This window comes from Streptomyces sp. NRRL F-5727, assembly GCF_000719555.1.
Classification (GTDB): Bacteria; Actinomycetota; Actinomycetes; order Streptomycetales; family Streptomycetaceae; genus Streptomyces.
Window position 1 is genome coordinate 1 of record NZ_JOGX01000062.1, and the last position, 25,550, is coordinate 25,550.

Genomic DNA, 25,550 nt, shown 5'->3' on the forward strand with positions numbered 1-25,550 from the left:
GCCCTCGGCGTCAAGCTGACCGTCCTCAGCGACGACCAGGCCGCCTACCTCGGCGTGCCCGTCGACGGCCCGTACAAGCCCGACCACTACCGCTACTGAGCGGGCCGAGGAGGCGAGGTCACGTGCATGAACGCGAAGAGGAAGACGGCGGGCCGTACCGCAGCGGCCCGTTCCGCGGGGGTCCGGCAGCGGCTCCGCCGCTCAGGCTCGCCGGTGTCGACGAGGAGGAGGGTGGTGAACTCCACATTGTACGCGGTATCGACTGAGGTCCCAGTGCCGCTTGAGCGGGTCGCGTCAGTGTGGGGCGCATGAAGGCTCTCGTCCTTTCCGGAGGGTCGGGCACACGCCTGAGGCCCATCACCCACACGTCCCCCAAACAGCTGGTGCCGGTGGCGAACAAGCCGGTCCTCTACTACGTGCTCGAGGACATCGCGGGCGCCGGCATCACCGACGTCGGGATCGTGGTGGGGGAGACCGCCGACGAGATCCAGGACGCGGTCGGCGACGGCTCGAAGTTCGGGCTGCAGGTGACGTACCTGCCGCAGCAGGCGCCGCTCGGTCTCGCGCACGCGGTCCTGATCGCCCGGGAGTATCTCGGTGACGACGACTTCGTGATGTACCTGGGCGACAACTTCGTCGTCGGGGGCATCACGGAGCTCGTCGACGAGTTCCGTGCCGAGCGGCCCGACGCCCGGATCCTGCTCACCCGTGTTCCCGACCCCACGGCCTTCGGTGTCGCCGAGCTCGACGCCGAAGGCCGGGTGCGGGGGCTGGAGGAGAAACCGGAGCAGCCCAAGAGCGATCTGGCCCTCGTCGGCGTCTACCTGTTCACCCCGGCGGTCCACGAGGCGGTACGCGCCATCAAGCCCTCCTGGCGCGGCGAGCTGGAGATCACCCACGCTCTCCAGTGGCTGATCGACCACCGGCGTGACGTCCGCTCGACCATCATCCACGGCTACTGGAAGGACACCGGGAACGTCGCCGACATGCTGGAGGTGAACCGGACCGTGCTGGAGGGCATCGAGGCGCGGGTGGAGGGGAGCGTCGACGCGGACAGCGAGGTGATCGGCCGGGTCAGGATCGACGCCGGCGCCCGCGTCCTCGGCTCGCGGATCGTGGGACCCGCCGTGATCGGCGCGGGAACGGTGATCGTGAACTCCTACGTCGGGCCCTACTCCTCCATCGCGGAAAACTGCCGGATCGAGGACACCGAGATCGAGTTCTCCATCGTGCTGAACGACGCCCACCTCAACGGGGTGCGGCGGGTCAGGGCCTCCCTCGTGGGCCGCAGCGTGACCGTCAGTCCGGCACCACGAGTACCGTCGAGCAACAGGCTGGTGCTCGGCGACCACAGTGAGGTGCAGATCGCGTCATGAACGGTACGTCCATCCTGGTGACCGGCGGAGCGGGATTCATCGGCTCCCACTACGTGCGTACGCTGCTCGGCCCGCGGGGCGCCGGCGACGTCACCGTCACCGTCCTCGACCGGCTCACCTACGCGGGCAACCTCGCCAACCTGGCGCCCGTGCGCGGCGACAGCAGACTGTCCTTCGTCCACGGCGACATCTGCGACGCCGCCGTGGTGGACCGTCTGGTCGCCGGACACGACGAGATCGTCCACTTCGCGGCCGAGTCGCACGTCGACCGGTCCCTGACCGGGGCGGCCGACTTCGTCCGCACCAATGTGACGGGCACGCACACGCTGCTGGAGGCCGCGCAGCGGCACGGCACGAGGACGTTCGTCCATGTCTCCACCGACGAGGTGTACGGGTCGATCGAGGAGGGTGCGTGGCCGGAGTCGGCGCCGGTCAGCCCGAACTCGCCCTACTCCGCCAGCAAGGCGTCCAGTGATCTGATCGCGCTCGCCTACCACCGGTCGCACGGCCTGGACGTGCGGGTGACGCGGTGCTCCAACAACTACGGGCCCTACCAGTTCCCGGAGAAGGTGATCCCGCTGTTCGTCACCGCGCTCCTCGACGGGCGGACCGTGCCCCTCTACGGCGACGGCCACCACGTCCGCGACTGGCTGCACGTCGACGACCACGTGCGGGGCATCGAACTGGTGCGCCGCCGGGGCCGTGCGGGCGAGGTCTACAACATCGGCGGCGGCACCGAACTGACCAACAGGGAGCTGACCGGACTGCTCCTGGAGGCCACCGGCGCCGGCTGGGACAGGGTGCGGTACGTCGCCGACCGCAAGGGCCACGACCGGCGCTACTGCGTGGACTGCACGAAGATCACCGAGGAGCTGGGCTACCGGCCGGCCACCGCCTTCCGGGCCGGCCTGGCGCAGACCGTCGCCTGGTTCCGCGCCAACCGGGCCTGGTGGGAGCCGCTCATGGCGCGTTCCGGCGCGGCCGGGTGAGATCGCCGCCGGCCTGGCCCGCGCGGTGGACGGCGGCCAGCAGGCGGGCCTGGGCCAGCAGCTCGCGGTGGTCGGCGTCGTCGGGAAGGCCCGCCCGCCGCCGGCGTACCGACGCGCAGAAGTCCGCCAGGGTGGCCGCAACCTGGTCGTGAGCCGGCAGGCGGATCTCCCGGGTGCCGGAGGCGTCGTCGAGGACGATGCGGGGGGAATGGTCGGCCGGCGGGGTGAACGCCCGGTCCACGGTGATCCTGCCCTCGCTTCCCCACAGTTCGTACGCACCGCGGTAGGCGTGGTCCATGCCGAACGTCAGCTGGGCGCTGACCCCGTCGCCGCGGCGCAGCAGCGCCGCGCCGCCGATGTCCACCCCGCCGCCCGCCGGGGTGGACAGGTGCGCGCCCACCAGCCGCAGGTCGTCCCCGAGGAGGTGGACGGCCGCGCGCACCGGATACAGGCCCACGTCCCACAGGGATCCTCCGCCCAGGGCGGCGTCGTAGCGGATGTCGCCCGGTGCGGGGGCGGGGATCGTGAACGAGGCGTGGAAGGCCCGCAGCCGGCCCACGGCTCCTTCCTCGACGAGCCGTCGCACGCGGGCGTGCTGGGGGTGGTGGACGAACATCACGTTCTCCCGCAGGACCACGGCTCGCCGCTCGGCCAGCGCGAGCAGGGCGCGGGTGCGCTCCGGGTCGCGGGTCAGCGGCTTCTCGGCCAGCACGTGGCGGCCGGTGAGCAGCGCGGCCTCGACCCATGCGGCGTGCAGGGCCAGCGGCAGCGGGACGTACACGGCTTCCACCGCCGGATCGTCGAGCACGGCCTCGTAGCCGGTGACCGGGCGGCCGCCGAACCGGGCCGCGGTGTCGGCCGCCGTGGCGGGGCTGCGGCTGGCGATCGCGGCGATCTCGATACCGGGGTCGGCGGCCATGGCCGGCAGGACGCGGCGGCGTGCGATGGCGGCGCAGCCGAGGATCCCGAACCGCACGGGAGACGTCATCGTGGTGCTCCTCTTCCTTCTTGCCTCTTCGTTCGGGCGCGCGCCCGCCACGGGTGTGGGGACCAGCGTGTGGGCAGCGGCTCGAGGGGCCGTCGAGCCGGTCGGGTGACAGTGGTCGCCCCGACATTGGAGGCTCGCGCATGTTTTCCGACCTCGCCGCATTCCACGGATGGTTCGCCGACCGGTGCACCGCCAACGCCTACCGGGTGAGAAGGGTCCCTCTGGAGGATCTGGAGGGCTGGTCCACGGAGGCGGGTTCGGGCGACCTGGTGCACGGCAGCGGCCGCTTCTTCTCCGTGCGGGGCCTGGACGTGACGCACTCGGGGCGCGAGGTGGACAGCTGGCAGCAGCCCATCATCGTGCAGCCCGAGCACGGGATCCTCGGCATCCTGGTCAAGGAGTTCGACGGGGTGCCGCACTGTCTGCTGCAGGCCAAGATGGAGCCGGGGAACGTGAACCTGGTCCAGCTCTCGCCGACGGTGCAGGCCACGAAGAGCAACTACACCCGGGTGCACGGCGGCCGTGCGGTGCCCTACCTGGAGCACTTCGTCGCGCCGCGCGGCGGGCAGGTGCTGTTCGACGCGCTGCAGTCCGAGCAGGCGTCGTGGTTCCTGTCCAAACGCAACCGCAACATGATCGTGCGGACCGAGCAGGACGTGCCGCTGCTCGAGGACTTCTGCTGGCTGACCTTCGACCAGATCGCCGGGCTGCTGCGCGTGGACGACCTCGTCAACATGGACACCCGCACCGTGCTGTCCGGTGCGGTGGCGCTGCTGCGGCCACGGCACCGTGCCCTCGGCGGCCTTGCCGGGGAGGCGGTCGCCGGCGCGTGGGAGACGGAGGAGTCCGCGCTGCACACCACGACCGAGCTGCTCAGCTGGTTCACCGAGGCCAAGGGCGCCGCGACCCTCACGCGCCGGCTCATGCCGCTGTCCGACGTGGCCGGCTGGTCCGCGCGGGACGGGGTCATCGCCCACGACGAGGGGCGGCACTTCACGGTGCTCGGGGTGGCGGCCGAGGCGCCGAGCCGTGAGGTGGCCCGGTGGACGCAGCCCATGTTCGCGCCGCGCAGCCAGGGCGTCATCGCCTTCCTGACCCGGCGGGTGGCGGGGGTGCCGCACGTGCTGGTGCAGGCGCGGACCGAGACCGGTGCCCTGGACCGGATCGAGATGGCGCCCACCGTGCAGTGCCAGCCCGCCGACCACACCCCGCCGCACGGCCTGGGCCGCCCGCCGTTCCTGGACGAGGTCCTGGGCGCCCGGCCGGACCGGATCCTCCTCGACGTGGTGCTCTCCGAGGAGGGCGGGCGCTTCTACCACGCCCGCAGCAGGTATCTGGTGGTGGAGGCGGACGACGACTTCCCCCTCGACGTGCCGCCGGACTTCGCCTGGGTGACGCTGCGCCAGCTGACGCACTTCGTACGCTTCGGCAGCCACCTGAACGTGGAGGCGCGCAGCCTGCTGACCCTGCTGGGGTTCGTGGACGAGGGCGCTCGGGCCGCCGGGCTCAGTGCCGGGGCCGTCGCCCGCTAGGGCGCGCTCACCGCGGTGTCGTGTCCGGTGCCGGCGCGCCGGGCCGGCACTGCTCGTAGCGCGGCAGCATGCCGCGCGCCGTGGCCTCGGCCAGGGAGAGCCCGGCGCGGTCGCGCGCGGAGAGCGTGAGGTCCATGTCCTTGGGCCAGGGCAGCGCGAGCTCGGGGTCGAAGGGGTCGATGGCCTGTTCGTGCCCGGGCACGTAGGGGCTCGAGACGAGGTACGACATCACCGTCTCGTCCTGCAGGGACAGGAAGGCGTGGCCGACGCCCTCGGCGAAGTACACCGAGCGGAACGAGAGGGCGTCGAGCTCGACGGCCTCCCAGGCGCCGAACGTCGGTGAGCCGAGCCGCAGGTCCACGACGATGTCGAGGGCGCTGCCCCGCGCGCAGTGCACGTACTTGGCCTGCCCGGGCGGGGTGGTGGTGAAGTGCAGGCCGCGCAGCACGCCGCGGGCCGAACGGCTGTGGTTGGTCTGGGCCACCGGGAAGCGGTGGCCCACGGCGCCGGTGAACGCCTCGTCCTGGAGGGGGGAGACGAACAGTCCCCGCTCGTCGCGGTGGACCGGCGGTGTGAACACGTAGCAGCCGCTGACCGCGAGTTCGCGGACCTGCACGCCGCCCCGTGTCGTCGTCCCGGAATGGTCGGTGCTCATGGCAGTTCACCCCACGGTGTCGGATGGGGGCGGCGGGTCTGCCGCCCGTGGCGCCGTGGGAGAGGCCCGGTCCCCGTGAGACCGGGTGCGGCCTGGGGCGAGGGCCCGCCGACGGCGGAGCCCCAGTGTCGTGACCGCGGCTCGAGCAGCGGTGGACCGGTCCCGGCCGCGACTCCATCGATCCACGAGCGGGGCTTGGCAGGGTGCCGGGGCAGCGACAGCCGGAGAAGGAGAGGGGCGGGCATGAGAGGGTGGCCGGGCCGCGGTCTGCGGGTGATCACCGATTACGTCCTGCGGCCGCTGTGGCGGTCCCTGGAGGCCCTCGGCGCCGTCTACATGGCTCCGGTGGAGCACTACCACACGCTGATCGTCGACGCGTCGGCTCCCCGTTCCCGCGACCCTTTCGCGGCCTTCCTGCCGGGAGGGGCGGTGCCGGAGACGGCCGGGCCGCCGCCGGCGCATCCCGAGCGGCTGTGCGCGGACGTGCCGCTGTCGCGGCAGGAGCGCCGCCTGGCACGCGAGATCTGGCCCGGCGGCACCGCCGGCGGCGACGTCCGCGGCGGTTGACCGTCGCTCTAGCCGTCCCCGGCAGTGTGCTGTGCCGGTGGCGCGAATACCGCGCGCCAGGACGGAGAGAGCCGTGGAGCACGAACAGTTCGGACAGGGGCCGGTGCGGGATGTCCTGCGGGCGGTCAGGGAGCTGGCGCCCGGGCTGAGGGCCCGCGCGGAGGAGACCGAGCAGACCCGCAGGCTGCCCGAGGCCACGCTCAAGGAACTCAGGGAGAGCGGGGTGTTCCGGCTGCTGAGGCCCCGCGCCCACGGAGGGCTCGCCGCCGACCCCCGGGCGCACTTCACCGCGGTCCGCGAGCTGGCCGGCGCGTGCGGTTCCACCGGCTGGGTGGCGTCCGTCTTCGGTGTGCACCTGTGGCACCTGGCGCTGTTCGACCCGCGCGCCCAGCAGGAGGTGTGGGGCGAGGACCCCGAGGCCCTGCTGTGCTCCTCCTACGCGCCCGGTGCCACCGCCGCCGTGCACGACGGCGGCTACACGCTGCACGGCCGCTGGCACTTCTCCTCGGGGAGCGACCACGCCGACTGGGCGCTGCTCGGCGGCCTCGTGCCGCGCGGCGGAGGGGAACCGCCCGCGCTCCGCGCCTTCCTGGTCCCGCGCGCCGACTTCCGGGTCGAGGACGAGTGGGACACCGTCGGGCTGCGCGGCACCGGCAGCAACGACGTGGTGGTCGAGGACGCGTACGTGCCCGCGCACCGGACGCTCGAGCTCGGCGTGCCCGACCTGGCCTACCCGGGGCGGGCGGTGAACGTGGAGCCGGTCTACCGGATGGCGTTCCCCGCGATGTTCACCACCGCGGTGGCCGTCCCGTCGGTGGGCATCGCCGAGGCCGCCGTGCGCCACCACTGCGAGGCGCTGCGCGCCCGTATCGCCGCCGGCACACCGCGGCGCGGCGACCTGGAGGCCGCCGGGCAGCTGCGGATCGCCCGCGGCGCCGGCGAGATCGACGCCGCCTGGCGGCAGCTCATCGGCAACATCGGCGAGCTGTACGACTGTGCGCAGCGCGACGAGGCGCCGTCGCTCGCGCTGCGCGCCCGGGCCCGGCGCGACCAGGTGCTGGCCGCCGAGCGTGCCATGGACGTGGTGGACACGCTGATGGCCTACGCGGGCGGCAACGCGATGCGCGCCGGCGCGGGGGTGCTGCAGCGGGCCTGGCGGGACACCCGCACGGCCCGCGGCCACGCCGCGAACGACATCGAGCGGGGCCTGCTGCCCTTCGCGCAGCAGGCGCTCGGCCTCGAGGTCCGTGAGGCGATGGTCTGACCCGCCGTCCGGGGGTGCCGGCCCCGCCGGGCGGAGTCAGCGCGGGGTCGGCACGCCGGTGAACAGATCGTGCTCGGGCAGCTCGGTGGGCACGTGGGAGACGACGAGGTGGTAGTCCTCCGTCGGCCACGCCTTGGCCTCCAGGTCCATCGGACAGGACAGCTCGGGGCCGTCGGGGTTCACCTGCGTCTCGTGGGCGAGGAGGGCCGCGCGCCGCTCGGGGAAGTACTCGGCGCACTCCACGCTGCTGGTCACCTCCCAGGTGGGCCACGCCTCGGGCCAGTTCTCCAGCAGGTCGGCGGCGGGGGAGTCGAGTCCCGCGGCGCGCATCGCGGTGTCGATCGCCACGAAGTAGTCCTTGTTGAAGGCGCAGGTGTAGTACAGCTTCAGCGGCTGCCAGGCGTCGCCCGTGCCGGGGTAGCGCAGCGGGTCGCCGGCGGCCGTGAACGCCTCCACGGACACCTTGTGGGTCATCAGGTGGTCGGGGTGGGGATAGCCGCCGTTCTCGTCGTACGTGACGATCACATGGGGGCGGAACGCGCGGACCGCCTCCACCAGCGGCCGGGCCGCGTCCTCGAGGGGCTGCAGGGCGAAGCAGCCCTCGGGCAGTTCCTCGCCCGCGCCGGGCATGCCGGAGTCGACGAACCCGAGGAACCGCTGTTCCACGCCGAGGATCTCCCGGGCGCGCGCCATCTCCCGGCGGCGTCGCTCGGGAAGTTCGGCCCACACCTCGGGCCGGTCCAGGCGGGGGTTGAGGACGTCGCCGCGCTCGCCGCCGGTCATGGTGCACACCAGGACCTCGGCGCCCTCGCGTACGTACTTGACGAGGGTGGCGGCGCCCTTGCTGGACTCGTCGTCGGGATGGGCGTGCACGGTCATCAGGCGCAGGCCGGTGCGGTCGGGGCGGTGGGACGTGGTCATGTGGTCGAGACTCCCGTGGTGGGTCGGACGTGTGCGGGTCAGGAGCGGGGGCGATCAGGCCCGGGGCGTCGTGCGCCCGGGGCGTGACGCGGGTACAGGGCGGCGGGCAGCAGGGTCAGACAGCCCAGGACGAGGGCCCAGGTGAAGGCGCGGGCGTGGGCGTCGGCCGTGCTCGCGCCGCCGGCGAGCGAGGAGTGCAGGACGACGGCGAGCAGGGCGGTGCCGATCGAGCCGCCGACCCGGTTGAGGACGGTGCGGGCACTGGTCGCGTCCGGGATCTGGTGGCGCTGCACGGAGGTGTAGGTCGCGGCCACGTTCGGCGGGGTGATCAGCCCGTATCCGACGCCGCGCACGAACAGGGCGGCCACCAGGACGGCGGTGCCGGGCCGGGTGTCGTGCAGGACGAACGGCACGGTGCCGGCCAGGGTCAGGGCGATGCCCGCGAGGACGACGACGCGCGGGCCGCGGCGGTCGGTGGCCCGGCCCGCGTAGGGGGTGGCCGCCGCGGTGCCGATCGCCTGCGGCGCGAGCATCAGCGCCGCGCCCAGCACGTCCATGCCGCGCACCTGGACGAAGTACAGGGGCAGCAGCAGCATCGAGCTGTACAGCGTGGCGCCGAGCAGGAAGGTGTTGACGCCGGCGAGGGCGAACCCGCGGCCGGCGAACAGCCTGAGGTCGAGCAGCGGGGTCGTGGGGGTGCGCAGCGCGTGGACGGCGTACCCGGCGAGGAGGGCGACGCCGGCGGCCAGGACGGCGTATCCCGTGAGATGCGGGCCGGCCTCGCCGGTCCGGCCGAGCCCGTAGACGAGGGCGGCGAGGCCGGCGGGGAGCAGGATCAGGCCGGGGACGTCGGGGCGCCGGCCGGTCTGCCGGGCGCCGGAGTCGTCCGGGACGACGCGTGCGGCGAGCACCAGGGCGGCCAGCCCGATCGGGACGTTGAGGTAGAACAGCCAGCGCCAGCCCGCCTGGTGGACGATCAGTCCGCCGACGACCGGTCCGAGTACGGGGGCGAGCGAGACCGGCATCGTGATGACGCCGACCAGGCGGCCGATGCGGGTGGGTCCGGCGATCTGGGCGACGATGGCCTGTCCGACGGGCTGCATCAGTCCGCCGCCGATGCCCTGCAGCAGGCGGAAGGCGATGAGTGATCCGGCCGACCAGGCGAGTCCGCCGAGGGCGGAGGCGACGACGAACAGGGCGACCGAGGACAGCCATACGCGTTTGCCGCCGAAGCGCTGGATCAGCCACCCGGCGACCGGGGCGACCAGGGCGACGGCGAGCAGGTAGCCGGTGGACACCCACTGGACCGCCACGAGCGAGGCGTCCAGACCCTCGGCCATGGGGCCCACGCCGATGTTGACGACGGTCGTGTCGAGCTGGGCGAGCACCGCGCCGAGGATCAGCACCAGGCCGATGCGGATGAGCCGGGGATCGAGGGGCTCCGCCGCGGGCGGGGTGTCGGAGTGCGGTGCGAGGGCGCGCTTCAAGCAGGCTCCTGGGGGAGTTCCGGGAAGAGAGCGATGAGGGTAAACTTACGTAGAGTCGATAATTACGTCAAGCGTAAAAATTTCTCGGGATGAGAGGACCGCCCATGGACGCCCTGACACCGACGGGGATGGGACTGCGCGAACGCAAGAAGCACGAGACGAGACAGCGCCTCGCCCACGTCGCGACCCTGCTCTTCATCGAGCGCGGCTTCGACACCGTGACGATCTCCGAGATCGCCGAGGCCGCCGACGTCTCGAAGAAGACCGTCACCAACTACTTCCCGCTGAAGGAAGACCTCGTCTTCGACGCCCACGAACTCGCCGTCGACAGCCTGGCCCGCACCGTGCGCGAGCGGCCCGTCGCCGCCTCCGCCCTGCACGCCCTGCGAGACGCCTACCTCGCCGCGCTCACCGGCGGCGACTACTCCGTGCTCACCGGCCAGGCATCCCCCGGATTCGCCCGCCTCGTGCACTCCAGCGCGCGACTGAGAGACCGCGAGCGCGAGATCGACGAACAACGCGAACAGGCACTCGCCGAGGAGCTCGCCGCCGCGACCGGCGCCCCGGCCCACGACACGACGCCCCGGTTCGCGGCCGCGCACCTCGCCGCCGTCCACCGCGTACTGATCAGGTCGATGCGCGAGATGGCCCGCGACGGGGTCGCGGCGCGGGAGGCGAACGCCCGCACGGCCGAGGTCGCCGAGCGGGCCTTCACCGCCCTCGAACCCCTCCTCGGCGACTACGCCGTGCGCGAGGCGTGAGAGCCCTCCGGGCCCCGGCGCGTCACACGCCGACGACCGTCTGAGACCCCGCCGCCCGCAGCAGCGCCCGGACGGCCCCGGCCCTGAGCCAGCGCTCCACGACCGCCGGGGCCGGACCGCCGTCCGCCACCGTCACCGCGGCGCTCAGGACGACCTCCGCACCCTCCCGCGCCTCGGCCACGTCGAAACGGGCCGTCGCGGCGTCCAGCCGTCCGTCCAGACCGCCCACCCGCTTCAGCACGAGCGCACGGCCACCGACCACCGCCCGCGCCCAGCCGGCGCCGTACACCTCCGCCGCCCCCAGCAACCGCTCGAAGACGGGCACCGCCCGCGCATCCGACAGCCGCGCCCGCACCCCGACCCGTACCGTGCGGTCCGCCGGCCCCGGCCACGCCTCGGCCACCTCCCGCAGCTGTCCGAGCTGGGCCGCCCCGCCCCGCCCGATCTGGGCGAGCACCGCCGCACGCTCCTCCTCGCCGGCGTCCGCGGCGAAGGTCAGCGCATGCTCCAGCCGTACCTCGGTCACACCGTCCGCCGACTCCACGAACGACCACCGGCCACGCGTCGACACCACCGCGGGCGCACCGCCCTCATGGGCGAACTCGACCGTACGCCCGGCCACGTCGACAGCACGCCGTGCCGCCCAGTGCCGGACCCCGCCGTCGGGCAGCACGACCCACCGCTCGACCGTGTCCGAGCCCTCCCCGCGGCCCTCGTCCGCCAGCACCTCGGCATGCAGATGCGACGCGAAGAACTGCGGAGCGCTCTCGACTCGCCGGACCAGATCGAAACAGACCTCGGCCGGCGCCGCCACCGACACACGGTCCACGACCACCTGCGACGCCGTCTCGGCTGTGCTGCGCATGGATGCCGCCATGACACGGTCCCTTCCCTCGACTGCTGACCCCCGCAGCCTTCCCGCACCCCCTCGACGGGCGATCGAGGCCGCTTCGAGCGCCGCACCACAGTGTGTCCGGGCCAGCCCCGCCCCCCAGCGAGAGGAACGACGATATCCATGGCCGCAGCGGCATCGGCCCCCGGGCCGATCACCCGACAGACCATCCTGGAAACCCTGCTGGCCTTCAAACGGACCAGCCTGCTGCGCACGGCGATCGAACTGCGGCTCTTCGACGCCCTGACGGCGGGACCACACGGCGCGGACCACGTGGCCCGCGCGATCGGCGCACCCGCCCGCGCCACCCGCGTCCTGCTCACCGCACTGGCCTCCGCCGGGCTCGTCACCGAACACGGCGCCCCGGGACACGAGGAGTTCGGCCTCGTCGAGGGCGCCGACCGCCTCCTGGTCACCACCAGCCCCGACTACGCCGGTGACGCCGCCCTGGTCGCCGCCTCGCAGCAGGAGTGGCAGTCCATGGGCTCCCTCACCGACATCGTGCGCACCGGCTCCACCCACCTCGACCAGGACGCCGGCTCCCCGGACTTCCCCTACTGGCAGGACTTCGCCGCCCACGGCACCTTCGCCACCCGCCCCGTCGCCCAGGCCCTCGCCGACGCCCTCGGCACCTGGGCGGCCGGCCGCGAGGAGCTCCGGCTCCTCGACGTCGGCTGCGGACACGCCCTGTTCGGCCTGCACCTCGCCCGGACCTTCGACCACGCCCGCGTCACCGGCATCGACTGGGCGAGCATCCTCCCGCACGCCCGCCACAACGCCCAGACCATGGGCCTCGCCGACCGCGCCACCTGGATCGCCGGCGACGTCTTCGAACAGGACCTGCGAGGCCCCTACGACCTCGTCGTCCTCGCCAACTTCCTGCCCCAGTACTCCGAGGAGGACGGCACCCGGCTGCTGCGCCGCGTCCGCAGCGCACTCGCCCCCGGCGGACGCGTGGCCCTCGCCGGATTCACCGTCGGCGACTTCGGCCCCCAGCGCGAGTTCGGCGGCCGCATGCTCTCGCTGCTGCTCCTCGCCTGGACCCGGCACGGCGAAGTCCCCACCAGCGAGGGCTATGTGCGGATGCTCCGCCGCGCCGGCTTCGCCGACCCCGACGTACACGACACACCGGGCCTGCCCACCCGGCTGTTCATCGCCGCACCGCACTGAACCACGCGCAGCGAGGAGGACCGAACCATGCAGTACGTGCCCCTGGGCCGCAGCGGCCTGATGGTCAGCAGGGTCGCCTTCGGCAACTCGATGACCCACGGCAACCAGATCGACGACGACACCGCGCGGGCCTGCGTACACGCCGCCCTCGACGCGGGAATCACCACCTTCGACACCGCCGACGCCTACGCCGACGGCCGGGCCGAGGAACTCCTCGGCCGGGCACTCGCCGGACAGCGCCGCTCCGACCTGGTGCTCTGCACCAAGGTCGGACGCTCACCCCGGCCCGGCCCCAACGAGGGCCGGCTCTCCCGCAAACACATCCACGACAGCGCCGAAGCCTCCCTGCGCCGCCTCGGCACCGACCACGTCGACCTCTACCAGGCACACCGCTGGGACCCGCACACCCCCCTCGAAGAGACCATGTCCGCCTTCGCCGACCTGGTCCACAGCGGAAAGGCGCGCTACATCGGCGTCTCGGAATGGACCGCCGACCAGATCACCGCCGGCGCCGCCCTCGCCCGCGAGCTCCACATCCCGCTGATCTCCAACCAGGCCCAGTACTCCCTGCTCTGGCGCGTCATCGAGCGCGAGGTGATCCCCGCGAGCGACCGGGCCGGCGTCGGCCAGATGGTGTGGTCGCCGCTCGCCGGAGGCGTCCTCACCGGAAAGTACCGGCCCGGCGCCGAAGCCCCCGGCGACAGCCGCGCGGTCCGCGCCCAGGGCGGAGCCAGGTCCATGAACCGCTGGCGGCACCTCGACGACACCGTCCTGTCCGCCGTCGCCGCGCTCGACCCCGTCGCCGCCAAGGCCGGACTCACCACCGCCCAGTTCGCCCTGGCCTGGGTCCTGCGCAACCCGGCCGTCTCCTGCGCGGTCACCGGCGCCTCACGCCCCGGCCAGCTCACCGCCAACCTGCCGGCCCTGGACACCTGCCTCGACGACGACCTCGTCGCCGAGGCCGACCTCGTCCTGGCCCCCGTCGTGGTCGACGACCCCGCCATGGCCGGCCGCGCCCCCGCACCGGCCGCACCCTCACCCGCCTGATCCACCACCCCAGCCGGCGAAACACGATCGAGGAGGAAGAACAGACATGTCCGAGGTCACCACCCAGGTCCTGATCGTGGGAGGAGGAATCGTGGGGCTGTCCGCCGCCGTGTTCCTGCGCGACCACGCGGTCGACGTCGTCCTGGTCGAACGGCACAGGGACACATCGGTCCTGCCCAAGGGACGCAACCTCAACGCCCGCACCATGGAGATCTACCTCGCGCACGGCGTCGAGGCCGACCTCCACGCCGCCCCGCAGTCCGTCTTCCAGGAGTTCGACGAACGCTGCCGCGCCGTGACCCTGGCGGGCGAGGAGATCCTGCGCGAGGTACGCCCCGCCCCCCAGACCCTGAAAGGGATCAGCCCGACCGAGGCGGCACTCGTGGACCAGTCCACCGCCGAACCGGTCCTGCGCCACCACGCCGAACGACGCGGCGCCGACGTACGGTTCCACACCGAACTCATCGACTACGAGGACACCGGCGACGGCATCACCGCCGTGATCGCCGACCGGGACACCGGCGAGCGGACCACCGTCCACGCCGACTACCTGCTGGCAGCCGACGGACACCGCTCCGGCATCCGGGCCGGCCTCGGCATCGGCCGCGACCTCATCGAGCCGCCCACCCCCGTCGTCAGCGTCGTCTTCGAAGCCGACCTCACCCGACCGCTGCGCGGCCGCAAGGTCGCCCTCGCCTACCTCGACCGGCCCGAACCCGGCACCCTGCTCACCCCCCTGGACACCCTGCGGCGCTGGCTGCTGATCGTGCCCTACCGCCCCGAACCCGGCGGCTCCCTCGACGCCTTCACACCCGAGCACTGCCTGAAGCTGTTCCGCGCCGCGGTGGGCGAGGAAGACCTCCCCGCACGCGCCGTCCCGGCCATCCCCGGATCACACCAGCTCGCCCACCCCTGGGAACTCACCGCCTGGGTCGCCGACCGCTACCACCACGGCCGGGTCTTCCTGGCCGGCGACGCCGTCCACGTCATGCCGCCCACCGGAGGACTCGGCGCCAACACCGGCATCCAGGACGCCCACAACCTCGCCTGGAAACTGGCCGCGGTCCTCCAGGGACGCGCCGGCGAGAAACTCCTCGACACCTACGAAACCGAGCGGCGCCCCGTCGCCCAGCTCGCCGCCGGCTTCGCCACCGACCGGCAGAGCGACCGCACCGCCGGACGCAGCGACGGCCACGGCACGACCGACCTCCTCGCCGTCATCATGGGCTACCACTACCCCGCGCCCGGCGCGCCGATGACCACCGCCGCACCCAAGGCCCAGCACCCCAGGGACCTCGACGGCACCCCCGGCACCCGCGCCCCCCACCTCGACCTGACCCGGGACGGGCGGACCCTGTCGACCATCGAACTGTTCCGTGACCGGCCCGTCCTGCTGACCGGACCGGCCGGCGCCGCCTGGGCACGCTGCGCCCGGCCCCTGGCCGACGAACTGCGCACCGTACGCGTCGGCACCGACGTCGAAGCCGAACCGGAGGCATGGGCCCACCGGTTCGGCGTGGCCGGCGACGGCGCGGTCCTCGTCCGCCCCGACGGCTTCACGGCCTGGCGCTCCCTCCCGGGGCAGGAGCCGTCCGAGGCGACCCTGCGCACGGTCCTCGACCAGGTCATGGTCCGCTGACCGACCCGGACACGCTCGAAGGGGTGGGACCGAAGCACCGGTCCCACCCCTTGCGGCATGTCTGCCGCGCCACGTCACACCCGGGTCACCCCCGGCGCCCCCGCGGCAGCGCCCCACCGGGCAGCGAAGCGACCAACTCCCGGTAGCGCGGCTCCCATTCGGCGGTGAACCGGCTGCGTACGGGCTCCGGCATCCGGCTCAGCATGACCTCCCGCTGCACCGGATCCGCGTGCGCGACGACCATCGGCATCTCGGTGGCCATGCTGCCGGGGGAGTGGTCCCGGGCCAGGGCCGCGCCGAGCTCCGCGAACGCCGCGGGGGTCACGGCGCTCTCCAGCGCCGGCACCATGGTCCGCTCCTCGAGCAGCAGATGCTCCTCCATGACGGCGGCCAGGACGTCCACCTGGCGCCGCAGCGCGCCGACCGCGGCGGCCCAGCCCTCGGCGCCGGCGCCGGACAGCGCGTCGAGGCCGGTGGCGATCTGCTCCAGATGGGCGTCCAGACCGTCGTGCTGCGCCTCGATCTCGGCGACGGCGTCGGCGAGGCCCGGCGCGGCCGCGATCGCCACCGGCCACACCAGACGGTCCTCGACCTCGTGGTGGCGGTCCAGAATGGCGGCGAACAGCCCCCACCAGCGGCGAAGGCGCAGCACCGCCTCCCGGTCGGCGGGCGCCGTGGCCGCGAGCCGCTCGGACAGTTCCGGCACGGCGGTGCGGATCAGCTCATGGGTGAGCAGGAACCCGGTCATGTCGTTCTTGGCATCAGGCACGGCTGATTCCCCTTCTCCCCGGGGCCCGGCCGCCCCCGGCGGGGCGTCCGGCGTGCCCGGCGGACGGTCGATTCAGTGGACGGTGATGTCGAACAGCGCGATGGAGCCGCGTACCGCGACGCGGAAGTCCTCGAAGCGGCCCGCGATCTGGTCCCGCAGGTCCTCCAGCGAGTCGTCGAGGTTGTTCATCGGCCCGTCGGCGTCGTTGAGGTTCTTCAGGGCCCTCGGCGCGAGCTTCCCGTGCCGGACGCCCTTGGCGAGCACCGTGGAACCGAAGATCCGCCCGCCGGGCGCCACGTACGGCCGCACGTGGTCGAGGACGGTGGCCTTGTGCGCCATGTCGCCCGGCAGGCAGTGGATCAGCATGTTCAGCGCGACGGAGTCGAAACGGGTCTCCTCGCCGAGGTCCAGCGGGGCCAGCACATCCCGCTTGAACAGCCGGGGACGCAGGTGCGCCACACGGCCGCCGGCCTTCTGCAGGACACCCTCGTTGAGGTCGACCAGGGCGAGCTCGGGAGTGAGGGTGGGGAACGCGGCCCGCTCCAGGAACCAGCCGGTGCCGGGACCGAGGTCCAGGTGGCGGGCGCCGACGGAACGGTTGTACTGGCGCAGCATCTCGTCCCGCGGGCACCCCCACACCACCGGGCAGACGAACCCGAGGACCCAGCGGTCGTAGGTCGACAGGATGCGGCTGGTGTACGGGGCGGCGCCGGCGAGGACTTCCTCGCGCAGCGGAGCCGTCGGACGGGCGGTCGTGGTCATGGCCGTGCCTTTCGTCTTTGTGGTCGTTTCACCGGCCGCCGGCGACAGTGACGACCTGGCCGGTGGTGTTGCCGTTGGCGGCCGAGCCCAGGAACAGCGCCATGGCGGCGATGTCCTGGGGACTGCTGAGCCGACTGGTGGGAGTGTTCGCCCGCTCGCGCTCGCGGATCTCCGGGGGCAGCCCGTGCCGCACGCGCTCCGTGGTGGTCAGGCCCGGACACACGACGTTCACCAGCACCCCGTGCGGGCCGACGTCCCAGGCCAGATTGCGGGCGAAACCGTGCAGCGCGGACTTGGCGGCGCCGTAGAACTCCTGGCCGCGGTGCCCGTCGAGCGCCACGTGCGAGGACATCAGCACCACCCGCCCCCAGGACCTCTCCCGCATGCCGGCCACGGCGAGCTGCACGGTGCGCAGGGTCGGGGCCAGGTTGTCGCCGAGGAACGCCGTCCACTCGTTCGGTGCGACGTCCTCGAAGTGGTCGCCGGGCGCCCGCCTGGGCGCCCAGCGCACCGCGTTGGCGACGAGCACGTCCACGCCGCCCCACGCCTCGCCGACCTCGGCGACGGCCGACTCCACCGTCCCGGGCTCGCCGAGCGAGTACCGCACGGCCATGGCCCGGCCCTGTCCGGAGCCGAGCTCCCGGGCGAGCCGTTCACCGGCGTCCCGGTCCTCGCGGTAGGTCAGGGCGACCCGCGCCCCCTCCGCCGCATAGGCCCGGGCGACGGCCGCGCCGATCCCGGAGGATCCCCCCGTGACCAGCACCCGGCGCCCTTCCAGTCCCATGTCCATGCTGTCTCGTCTCCTCGTCGCTACGTCGTGTCCCGGGCCGGCCCGCCACCCTCAGGTGGCGGCGGGCACGGTCCGGGCGGCGGCCGGACGCACCGGCGCCAGAGCCCCCTCCAGGGCCTCCTCGGTCAGCCGGTCGCCACGGGCGGCGATGTAGCCGTCCGGACGGACCAGGAGCCAGCCGCCCGGCTGCAGCCCGAGGGCGTCACGCACCCGCCCGTGCGGGTCGGGCAGCCCCCGCGCGTCCTGCGCGTCGGCGCCCAGGACACGCACCGACAGCCACGGCCTCGACGCGGGCAGCCGCTCCCCGCTCCCGGCGGCCACGACCAGCTTCCACGCGACCGAGCGCAGCTCGGCGGCCCAGGCGGCACACCCCGGATCGTCCGGGTCGACGCCCGCGGCCACGGAGGCCCGGGTGCCGGGGCGCGGGCCCGGCCCGCCGGGGGACGGGGTCGTCAGCGGCGAGTCGGGATAGTCGATCTGCAGCCCGGAGATCCCGCCGAGGACCTGGCGCTGCACCTTCCGGCGCAGCGGGGCGAGATTGCGGATCACGCCGAAGACGACCGGCAGCGCGATCGGGGCGAAGGCGTTCTTCAGCTGCACCAGGAACGTGGCCTTCTTGGTGGAGCCGAGCAGCCGGCGGCCGATCGGCACGCGTTCCAGGCTGTAGCTGTCCAGCAGCCGCCGGTCCGCGAAGCCCTGCTCGACCATGGCCAGCTTCCAGGACAGGTTGTACGCCTCCTGGATGCCGGTGTTCATGCCCTGGCCCGACGCCGGGCTGTGCACGTGGGCGGCGTCGCCCGCGACGTAGACCCGGCCCTCGCCCATGCGCGGCACCATCCGCTGCTGGAAGGTGAACACCGACGTCCAGGTCGGGGGGTGCACCCTGACGTCGCGGCCGAGCCCGGGGCCGAGCTTGCGGGCGAAGCGGTCGGCGATCTCCGCGGCGGCGGTGTCCGGGGCCGCCGTGGTGGTGTCGAGCAGCCGCCAGCGGCCGCCGCGCCTGAACGGCACCATCATCAGCGCCTGGGCGCCGGTGTGGATCCAGTAGATGCTGTCACGCGGCAGCTCCACGTCGACCGGTGCGTCGGCGAGCATCCACGTCTCGCTGGTCTCGCCGATCAGCGGCAGGCCCAAGGTCTTGCGCACGGTGCTGTGCCCGCCGTCGCAGCCGACCAGCCAGGGCACCTCGAACGACTCCTTCGTGCCGTCGCCGTGCTCCAGACCGACGGTCACCAGCTCACCGTTCTGCTCGAACCCGGTCAGCCGCACACCCCACTCGACGTCCACCCCGAGGGCGGCCACCGCGTCCCGCAGGACCGCCTCGGTGTCGACCTGCTCGACGATCGCCGTGAACGGGAAACGCGTCGGCATCGTCGAGTAGTCGGCGCCGAGCCTGACCAGCCGGCGGCCACCGCTGAACATGGTGAACGCCCTGATCTGCTGGGCACGGCCGAGGATCTCCTCTACCACACCCATCTGGTCGTACGTCTCCAGCGTCCGCGGATGCGTCGCCACCGCGCGACTGGTCGTGGCGGGCGCCGCGGCGGCGTCCACGAGGCGCACCCGCAGACCGCGGCGCGCCAGCTCGTGCGCGACCGTCAGGCCCACCGGCCCGGCGCCCGCCACCAGTACCTGGGGCCGGTCAGACACTGCCGACCCCGCTCTCGGCGACCGCCTCGTACAGGCCCGGCTCCACGGACGCCAGGCCGGCCAGGCCCTTGACCCGCTTCTGGAACTCCTCGCTGCGCACGGCGGCCTGGTGCGAGGCGGCGTCGTCCCACTCGGCCAGCTCGATGAACACCTCGGGCCGGCCGACGTGGCGCAGCATCGAGGAGCTGCGGTAGCCGGGCTGGGCGGACATGAACTCGGTCAGCGAGTCCTTGATCCTGAAGAACTCCTCGACGTCGCCGTTGATGGTCAGCTTGTTGACGAAGGTCACCACGATGGTTCTCCTGGTCGTGAGAAGGGATGGGGGAGCGGAGGGATGTCAGAGCGCGACGGAGGCGCGCAGGCGTTCACGGATCGGCCGTCGCTCGACCTTGCCGTTGGGGGAGCGGGGGACCGCGTCGAGCCGTTCGATGCCGCGGATCCTCTGGTGGTCGGCGAGCTGGGCGTTGGCCCGGGCGGCGACGGCCGCCAGGACGTCCGGGTCCGCGGAGCGGGTGACGACGCCGGCCCAGACGACCGCGCTCCTGGACGCGTCCGCCTGGTCCACCACGACGCAGTCGGCGACCTCGGGATCGCGGCGCAGCACGTCCTCGATCTCGCTCGGCGACACCAGCTCGTTGTCCACCTTGAAGACGTCCTTGATGCGGTCGACGAGGAAGAGCCAGCCGTCGGCGTCCTGGTAGCCGACGTCACCGGTGTGCAGCCAGCCGTCCGCGTCCACGTCCGGGGCGTCCGGCAGACCCAGGTACCCGGCCATCAGCTGCGGGCCCCGTACCAGGACCTCGCCCTTCTCGCCGGCGGCGACGTCTTCCCCGGTCTCCAGGTCCACGATCCGGCACTCGGTGCCGGGCACGGCCGGACCGACCGACCCCGGTCTGGAGCGATCCGGCAGGTCGTTGTGGCTGAGCGGCGAGAGCTCGGCCAGCCCGTACCCCTGGATGACCGGGACACCGAGCCGCTCGCGCAGCGCGCCGGCGACCGCGGGGGCGAGCGCCGAACCGCCGGAGGCGACCACCCGCAGCCGGGGGCCGGCGGTGACGCCCGCGAAGCGGGGGTCACCCGCCAGACGGGCCAGCCGCACCGGAAGGCCGAAGTAGTGCGTGGCCCGCTCCGCCGACGCCACCGCGAACGAGGCGACCGGATCCGGGTCGTGGCACAGCACCTGGGTGCCACCGGCGTACACCGTCGCGTTGAGGTGCATCAGGTGGTACAGGGGCAGGTGGTTGAGACACACCGCCGACTCGTCCAGCCGCAGCACGTGGGCCACCTGCGCCGCGTTGGTCACCAGATTGCGGTGGGTGAGCTGGACGCCCTTGGGCGGGCCGGTGGTACCGCTGGTGAACTGGACACAGGCGACCGCGTCCAGATCACGGCCGGCCGGCTCCGCCACGGGCCCCTCGTCCGGGCCGTCGTCCGCGAACAGCTCGGCCAGCGGCCGGGCGCCCCCGGGCAGTTCGCCCGGGGCCGCGTCCACCACGTACACCTCACGCAGCGCCGGCAGGTCGTCCCGCACCGCGGCGAGCCGCCCGGCGGTCTCGGCGCCGACCAGCGCGATCTCGATGCCGGCCGTCCTGAACACGTGCGCGAGCACGGCCTCCCGCATCAGCGGGTTGACCATCACGACACGGTTGCCGCTCCGGCTCGTCCCGTAGAAGCCCGCGGCGAACACCGCGTCCAGGACGCTCGCCACCCCGACGGCCGTCGCCGCCCCACCGGTCCGGCGCCTCAGCGCACGCGCGAACCGGTCGGCGTACGCGTCCAGGCCGGCATAGGTGTGCGTCCCGTTCTCGTCCCGCACGGCCACCCGCCCGGGAGAGCGCGCGGCCGCCCGGCGCAGCAGCCCGTCCAGCGGCACCGCCGGGACCGGCAGGGCGTCAGACACCGGCGCGCTCCTCCGCGTACGCCTTGGCCAGACGCAGGTTGCTGACGCTGTTGGCGCTCAGCACCCGGCGCAGGTAGTTCCGGGCGTCCTGCACGGTCGTGCCCTCGCCGAGGATGTGCAGCGCGGACGGCTTGATGGTCGCCGTGTGCCGGGCCTCCGCGATGACGCCCTCGGGCGTCTGGGTGAACTTCCAGTGGCCCGTGTGCCCGTCGAGCAGCACCGGCAGCTCGGTCTGCTTGTAGACGATGATGTCGGGCTCGATGGTGATCCGCACCGAGCGGGTGCGGTGGGAGGAACCGTCCGGCGTGGAGGTGTCCATGTCGAAGAACTGCACCCCGGGCGCCGGCTCCTCCAGGTCGAGCTTGGCGATGTGCGGGATGCGCTCCTCCCACTTGTCCGCCTCCCACAGGTAGTCGTACACGTCCTTGAGGTCGCCGGCGATGAACAGCGGGTCCTCGAACGAGATGATCAGCCGGTCGAGCTCCTCGTGGTTCTCGGCCGCATGCCGCAGCACCCCCAGGTAGTCCTGGTTGCCCGCGTGCAGCTTCGCGGCGACCGCGTCCTTGCCCGCCTCCTCGGCGGGCAGCAGCGTGTAGTCGTGCCGCAGCGTCACCAGCGTCTTGCCGTCCTGCTCCCGGAACGTCCACTCGCCGGCGAGCGACGCGAACGGCGCCTCCGGCTCCTCGTGCACGAAGGAGATCCGGTCCGCCGCCCTGGTGCGCCGGACCTTCCAGGTGCGCACCGAGTGCCGGTCGGCGACGGCCCAGTGCTGGATGAGCTGCTCGGCACCGCTGTCCTGGAGGATCTCCGCGTGGACGGCGGGCTTGTACAGCTGGGTCCAGCCGGCCACGTCCTCCACCAGGGAGCGGACCAGCTCGGCCGGGGCTCCGACGACCACCTCGTCCAGAGCGGAGTGCTGCGGAATGTTCGTCATGGTCTCTCCTCAGAAGAAGGGGGGCGCCGACTCCCACCGTGCGGCGTCCCGCCCAACCTCCTGCGCCGGCCTCGAGGCGGGCTGGAATCCGCCTCGGCGCCCCGACCCCCGCCCCCGCCTGCACGCGGACTCGAACGCGGCTCGATCACGGCGGCCGACGATGCACCAGCCACACAGCCCCACCCCGCTCCCTCGGGCCCTGCCGCCACCGGACCGGGGTGACACGAAACGGAGAAGACACGTGACCGCACAGACCGACGGCCGCCCGGCCGCCGCCACCGCGTCCGCCGCCCTCTACGCCGAGGTCCAGCAGTTCTACGCCCGCCACATGCACCTTCTCGACCGCGGCGACGCCGACGCGTGGGCGGCCGGGTTCACCGAGGACGCCTCCTTCTCGGTGCCGACCCTGCCCGCCCCCGTCGTCGGCCGCGAGGGCCTCGCGGCGGCGGTACGCAAGAGCGCCGCCGCCCTGGCCGAGGCGGGGGAGCAGCACCGCCACTGGCCCGGCGTCTTCGACGTCGTCCCGCAGGCCGACGGCACGATCGTCGTCCACTCCTACACCACGGTCTTCGCCTCCCCCCGGGGCGGCGCGTCGCGGGTCCACCGCGTCTGCACCTGCACCGACGTCCTGGTGCGCGAGGCCGGCACGCTGCTCGTCAAGCACCGCGAGGTCGGCCGCGACGACCTGCGCTGACCGGCCCCCCGACCGCCCGCCCCCGGTCCGCCCGTCCCGGGCGGGCGGACCGGGGAGGCGGGCGGGGATCGACCGGGACTCCAGGGCCTCTCCACACGGCCGCCCTACCTTCCCAGGCATGCCGAACACCGAACAGCTCAAGGACAGGGTCGCCCTGGTCACCGGCGCCAGCCGGGAGATAGGCGGCGCCATCGCACGCGAACTCGCCGCCCGCGGCGCGGCCGTCGCCGTCAACTACCGCACCTCGGCGGAGCTGGCGGCGAAGGTCGTCACCTCCATCGAGGAGGCCGGCGGCCGGGCCGTCGCCGTCGGCGGCGACGTCACCGACGAGACCCAGACCGCACAGATCGTCGCCCGGACCGAGGAACAGCTCGGCCCCATCGACATCCTCGTCCTCAACACCACCGGTTACTCGACGCACCTGCGCGGCCCCTTCCTCGACCTCGGCGTCGACGACCTGGTCGACAACATGGCCGCCCAGGCCCGCGCCGTGCTGCGCCCCGTCAAGGCCGTCGCCCCCGGCATGGCCGAGCGCGGCCGCGGGGCGATCGTCTTCATCTCCGACAGCTTCGCGCGCACCCAGCTGGTGGGAACCATCGGCCACGGCCTGACCAAGGCACCGATGGAATCGGCCATGAAGCACCTGGCGCTGGAACTCGGACCCCACGGCGTCCGCGTCAACACCGTGATTCCCGGAGCCACCCGGAGCCCCAACCTGCTGGTCTCCGCCAAGGGCCAGCACGAGGGCAAGCTGGAACCGGTGATCCAGGCCACCCCGCTGCGCAAGATCGGCGAACCCCAGGACGTCGCCAACGCCGTCGCCCTGCTGGCCGGCGACGAGACCTCCCACGTGACCGGCGCCTTCCTCCCGGTCAGCGGCGGCTTCCTGCTCCTGTGAGCCCGCCCCGGGAAGCCAGCCGCTTCCCGGGGCCGTGCCCCCCGGCGGCGCGACCGGTGATCCGGTCGCGTCCTTCACGTCCCGGGGGCCGCCCCGGATCCCGGCCGCCCCGGATCCCTGTCGGCCGGGATCCCTGCCGACCGGGATCCCCGCTCTCCGGGGACACAGGCCCGGGGGACACACGTCCCCGGGACACAGGCCCGGGGGACACACGTCCCCGGGACACAGGCCCGGGGGATACACGTGCCCGGGGCCACGGTCTCCGGGGACACAGGCCCGGGGGATACACGTCCCCGGGCCACGTCCCCGGGCCACGTCCCCGGGCCACGGTCCCCGGAGGCCCAGGCCCCCGGGACCCGGGACACAGGCCCCCGGGACACAGGCCCCCGGGCCCTGGGCCGCCGCCCCCCCGCTCTTCCCACCGGTCCACAGCCCCGCTCGTCCGGCGGCCCACAGCCCCGCTTCTCCTGCGGCCCGCCGCCCACGCCGCGAGGCGGCGCCCGCAGCGATCTCCCCGTGACGGATTCGGAGTCAGCACCCATGCCAGAGACGACAGCCCACAGCCGCAGCGACGCGGCCGCCCCCCGCCCCCCTGCCGCCGCCCCCGCCGCTTCCACCAACCGGGCCCATGTGGCCGCTCTGGACGGGCTGCGCGCCCTCGCGGTGCTCGCCGTGGTCTTCTACCACACCGGCCAGCTGCCGTTCGGCTGGATCGGCGTCCCCATGTTCTTCGCGCTCAGCGGCCACTTCATCACCCGCACCCTGCTCGCACACCCCGAGCTCAGCCGCGCCCGGCGAGCCAGGAACTTCTTCCGCAACCGACTGCTGCGCCTCGCCCCGCTGTACTTCGTGTTCATGGCGGGCATCACGGTCTACTCGCTCTCCGGCCACGGAGGCGAGGTGCTCTCCCGCGACCTGCCGTACCTGTGGACCTGGACCTGGAACCTGTCCGCCCTCGTGCACGACTTCCAGCCCACCCCCCTCATGATGTACGCCCAGGTGTGGTCGCTGTGCGTGGAGGTCCAGCTCTACGTCATCTGGGCCCTGCTCGCCTTCCTCCTGCCGCGCCGCTGGTTCGTGCGCGCCTCCGTGGTGCTCGCCCTCGCCGGCCCGCTGCTGCGCTGCGCCGTGTGGCTGTTCGCGGACGTCACCGACTTCCCGATCAAGCCCCTGCAGGCGATGGTCGTCTACTGCAACCCCCTCTCCTACCTGGACGTGTTCGCCGTCGGCGCGCTCACCGCCCTGCCCGAGGTACGCAGGCACCTCCGGCGCTACGCCCAGGCCGCGATCGCGCTGTTCGCCGCCGTCACCGTCGCCCTGCTCGCCCAGGGCTTCGCCGACGGCAAGGGCTTCCGAAGCGACCTGGGCTTCCCGGCCCTGCTCGCCACCGACTACGAGTGGGTGTGGAAGTACTCGGTCGCCGGATTCTTCTTCGGCGCCGTCCTCTACTTCGCGGGCGAGGAAGGGGCCCTCCAGCGCTTCCTCTCCTGGCGTCCGCTGGTGCGTGTGGGCGTGATCTCGTACGGGATCTACCTGCTCCACGTCCCCATCGTCGGCCGCCTGTTCGAGATACACCATCCGACCGCGTCCGGCTGGAGCGCCGGCGACCTCGCGACCGCGGCGACCGGCCTCGTGGCCGCGTACCTGCTCGCCGAGGTGAGCTACCGGTGGCTCGAGAAGCCGTTCCTGCTGCGCAAGAAGGGCGCCCTCGCCCAGCAACCCGCCCCCGCGGGCCCGGCCGGCACACCCCCGGCCACGGCCCTCTGACACCTCCGCTCAGAGCAGACCGGAACGCAGGGCGCCGCGGACTCCGCCACGGAGTGCGCGGCGCCCCCGTCGTGCCGGCCGGGAAACCGATGGCGCTG

Annotated in this window: 25 protein-coding genes; 13 read left to right on the forward strand and 12 right to left on the reverse strand. The window is 73.3% G+C overall.

Annotated features, from left to right (window positions below; translation table 11 throughout):
• The 3 genes from IF73_RS39935 to rfbB all read left to right on the forward strand — a co-directional run.
• The coding region (locus IF73_RS39935; RefSeq protein WP_158822186.1) for an adenosylhomocysteinase at positions 1–99 on the forward strand (99 nt) is incomplete at its 5' end.
• Between the two features lie 209 nt (positions 100–308).
• Positions 309–1,376: a glucose-1-phosphate thymidylyltransferase gene (locus IF73_RS0130425; RefSeq protein ID WP_031013708.1), complete on the forward strand. Its 1,068-nt coding sequence runs from the start codon at positions 309–311 to the stop codon at positions 1,374–1,376.
• Positions 1,373–2,365, forward strand: a complete 993-nt coding sequence (gene rfbB / locus IF73_RS0130430) for a dTDP-glucose 4,6-dehydratase (protein ID WP_031013709.1) — start codon at positions 1,373–1,375, stop codon at positions 2,363–2,365. The genes IF73_RS0130425 and rfbB overlap by 4 nt, the downstream gene beginning before the upstream one ends.
• Here the strand turns inward: rfbB and IF73_RS0130435 are convergent.
• The gene (locus tag IF73_RS0130435; RefSeq protein WP_051717465.1) at positions 2,337–3,353 is read right to left on the reverse strand and encodes a Gfo/Idh/MocA family protein; all 1,017 of its coding nucleotides are present in this window, start codon (positions 3,351–3,353) and stop codon (positions 2,337–2,339) included. The two genes, rfbB and IF73_RS0130435, sit on opposite strands and share 29 nt — an antisense overlap.
• Before the next feature lie 140 nt (positions 3,354–3,493).
• On the opposite strand from IF73_RS0130435, the gene IF73_RS0130440 reads away from it, so the two are divergent.
• Positions 3,494–4,885: an NDP-hexose 2,3-dehydratase family protein gene (locus tag IF73_RS0130440; protein ID WP_051717466.1), complete on the forward strand. Its 1,392-nt coding sequence runs from the start codon at positions 3,494–3,496 to the stop codon at positions 4,883–4,885.
• 7 nt (positions 4,886–4,892) lie between these two features.
• On the opposite strand, the gene IF73_RS0130445 is transcribed toward IF73_RS0130440, so the two are convergent.
• The gene (locus IF73_RS0130445; RefSeq protein WP_324616114.1) at positions 4,893–5,540 is read right to left on the reverse strand and encodes a dTDP-4-dehydrorhamnose 3,5-epimerase family protein; all 648 of its coding nucleotides are present in this window, start codon (positions 5,538–5,540) and stop codon (positions 4,893–4,895) included.
• 243 nt (positions 5,541–5,783) lie between these two features.
• On the opposite strand from IF73_RS0130445, the gene IF73_RS0130450 reads away from it, so the two are divergent.
• Together IF73_RS0130450 and hsaA are read left to right on the forward strand one after the other, a co-directional pair.
• On the forward strand, positions 5,784–6,107 hold the full coding sequence (locus IF73_RS0130450) for a DUF6059 family protein (RefSeq protein WP_031013713.1): 324 nt from the start codon (positions 5,784–5,786) through the stop codon (positions 6,105–6,107).
• 73 nt (positions 6,108–6,180) lie between these two features.
• A complete protein-coding gene (gene hsaA, locus IF73_RS0130455) occupies positions 6,181–7,371 on the forward strand; it encodes a 3-hydroxy-9,10-secoandrosta-1,3,5(10)-triene-9,17-dione monooxygenase oxygenase subunit (protein WP_234338389.1) in 1,191 nt (396 codons plus the stop codon).
• A 36-nt stretch (positions 7,372–7,407) separates the two neighbouring features.
• On the opposite strand, the gene mca is transcribed toward hsaA, so the two are convergent.
• Entirely contained in the window at positions 7,408–8,292 is an 885-nt protein-coding gene (mca, locus tag IF73_RS0130460; protein ID WP_234338390.1) for a mycothiol conjugate amidase Mca, read from the reverse strand.
• Positions 8,293–8,330: 38 nt separating this feature from the next.
• Entirely contained in the window at positions 8,331–9,779 is a 1,449-nt protein-coding gene (locus IF73_RS0130465; RefSeq protein ID WP_078868341.1) for a DHA2 family efflux MFS transporter permease subunit, read from the reverse strand.
• 104 nt (positions 9,780–9,883) lie between these two features.
• Here IF73_RS0130465 and IF73_RS0130470 point away from each other — a divergent pair, with 104 nt between their 5' ends.
• Entirely contained in the window at positions 9,884–10,540 is a 657-nt protein-coding gene (locus IF73_RS0130470) for a TetR/AcrR family transcriptional regulator (protein WP_031013718.1), read from the forward strand.
• 22 nt (positions 10,541–10,562) lie between these two features.
• On the opposite strand, the gene IF73_RS0130475 is transcribed toward IF73_RS0130470, so the two are convergent.
• Positions 10,563–11,405 carry an SRPBCC family protein gene (locus tag IF73_RS0130475; RefSeq protein WP_158822188.1) on the reverse strand — a complete coding sequence of 281 codons (843 nt, stop codon included), beginning with the start codon at positions 11,403–11,405 and terminating at the stop codon, positions 10,563–10,565.
• A gap of 150 nt (positions 11,406–11,555) precedes the next feature.
• On the opposite strand from IF73_RS0130475, the gene IF73_RS0130480 reads away from it, so the two are divergent.
• From IF73_RS0130480 to IF73_RS0130490, 3 genes are read left to right on the forward strand one after another with little or no spacing between them, the layout of a single operon-like run.
• The gene (locus IF73_RS0130480; protein WP_031013721.1) at positions 11,556–12,602 is read left to right on the forward strand and encodes a class I SAM-dependent methyltransferase; all 1,047 of its coding nucleotides are present in this window, start codon (positions 11,556–11,558) and stop codon (positions 12,600–12,602) included.
• A gap of 27 nt (positions 12,603–12,629) precedes the next feature.
• Positions 12,630–13,649, forward strand: coding sequence for an aldo/keto reductase family protein (locus IF73_RS0130485; RefSeq protein ID WP_031013722.1), 1,020 nt, complete (start codon positions 12,630–12,632; stop codon positions 13,647–13,649).
• Positions 13,650–13,695: 46 nt separating this feature from the next.
• Entirely contained in the window at positions 13,696–15,288 is a 1,593-nt protein-coding gene (locus IF73_RS0130490) for an FAD-dependent monooxygenase (protein ID WP_031013723.1), read from the forward strand.
• An 85-nt stretch (positions 15,289–15,373) separates the two neighbouring features.
• On the opposite strand, the gene IF73_RS0130495 is transcribed toward IF73_RS0130490, so the two are convergent.
• The 7 genes from IF73_RS0130495 to IF73_RS0130525 form a co-directional block, all read right to left on the reverse strand.
• Positions 15,374–16,057 carry a hemerythrin domain-containing protein gene (locus tag IF73_RS0130495; RefSeq protein WP_158822190.1) on the reverse strand — a complete coding sequence of 228 codons (684 nt, stop codon included), beginning with the start codon at positions 16,055–16,057 and terminating at the stop codon, positions 15,374–15,376.
• Positions 16,058–16,129: 72 nt separating this feature from the next.
• Positions 16,130–16,819 (reverse strand): class I SAM-dependent methyltransferase, encoded by a 690-nt coding sequence (locus IF73_RS0130500; RefSeq protein WP_234338391.1) that lies wholly within the window; start codon positions 16,817–16,819, stop codon positions 16,130–16,132.
• 28 nt (positions 16,820–16,847) lie between these two features.
• Positions 16,848–17,609 (reverse strand): SDR family NAD(P)-dependent oxidoreductase, encoded by a 762-nt coding sequence (locus IF73_RS0130505; RefSeq protein ID WP_031013726.1) that lies wholly within the window; start codon positions 17,607–17,609, stop codon positions 16,848–16,850.
• 51 nt (positions 17,610–17,660) lie between these two features.
• Positions 17,661–19,259 (reverse strand): FAD-dependent oxidoreductase, encoded by a 1,599-nt coding sequence (locus IF73_RS0130510; RefSeq protein WP_037880996.1) that lies wholly within the window; start codon positions 19,257–19,259, stop codon positions 17,661–17,663.
• Positions 19,252–19,551 (reverse strand): antibiotic biosynthesis monooxygenase family protein, encoded by a 300-nt coding sequence (locus IF73_RS0130515; RefSeq protein ID WP_051717468.1) that lies wholly within the window; start codon positions 19,549–19,551, stop codon positions 19,252–19,254. The genes IF73_RS0130510 and IF73_RS0130515 overlap by 8 nt, the downstream gene beginning before the upstream one ends.
• A 45-nt stretch (positions 19,552–19,596) precedes the next feature.
• Positions 19,597–21,159, reverse strand: coding sequence for a class I adenylate-forming enzyme family protein (locus IF73_RS0130520; protein ID WP_037880998.1), 1,563 nt, complete (start codon positions 21,157–21,159; stop codon positions 19,597–19,599).
• The gene (locus tag IF73_RS0130525) at positions 21,152–22,093 is read right to left on the reverse strand and encodes an aromatase/cyclase (protein WP_051717470.1); all 942 of its coding nucleotides are present in this window, start codon (positions 22,091–22,093) and stop codon (positions 21,152–21,154) included. Before IF73_RS0130525 ends, IF73_RS0130520 begins: the two co-directional genes overlap by 8 nt.
• A gap of 241 nt (positions 22,094–22,334) precedes the next feature.
• Between IF73_RS0130525 and IF73_RS0130530 the strand changes: the two genes are divergently transcribed.
• The 3 genes from IF73_RS0130530 to IF73_RS0130540 all read left to right on the forward strand — a co-directional run bounded on the left by IF73_RS0130530 (position 22,335) and on the right by IF73_RS0130540 (position 25,452).
• Positions 22,335–22,787, forward strand: a complete 453-nt coding sequence (locus IF73_RS0130530; protein WP_031013732.1) for a nuclear transport factor 2 family protein — start codon at positions 22,335–22,337, stop codon at positions 22,785–22,787.
• Between the two features lie 118 nt (positions 22,788–22,905).
• Positions 22,906–23,685, forward strand: coding sequence for an SDR family NAD(P)-dependent oxidoreductase (locus IF73_RS0130535; protein WP_031013733.1), 780 nt, complete (start codon positions 22,906–22,908; stop codon positions 23,683–23,685).
• Between the two features lie 540 nt (positions 23,686–24,225).
• Positions 24,226–25,452 (forward strand): acyltransferase family protein, encoded by a 1,227-nt coding sequence (locus IF73_RS0130540; RefSeq protein ID WP_078868344.1) that lies wholly within the window; start codon positions 24,226–24,228, stop codon positions 25,450–25,452.
• Positions 25,453–25,550 lie beyond the last annotated feature (98 nt).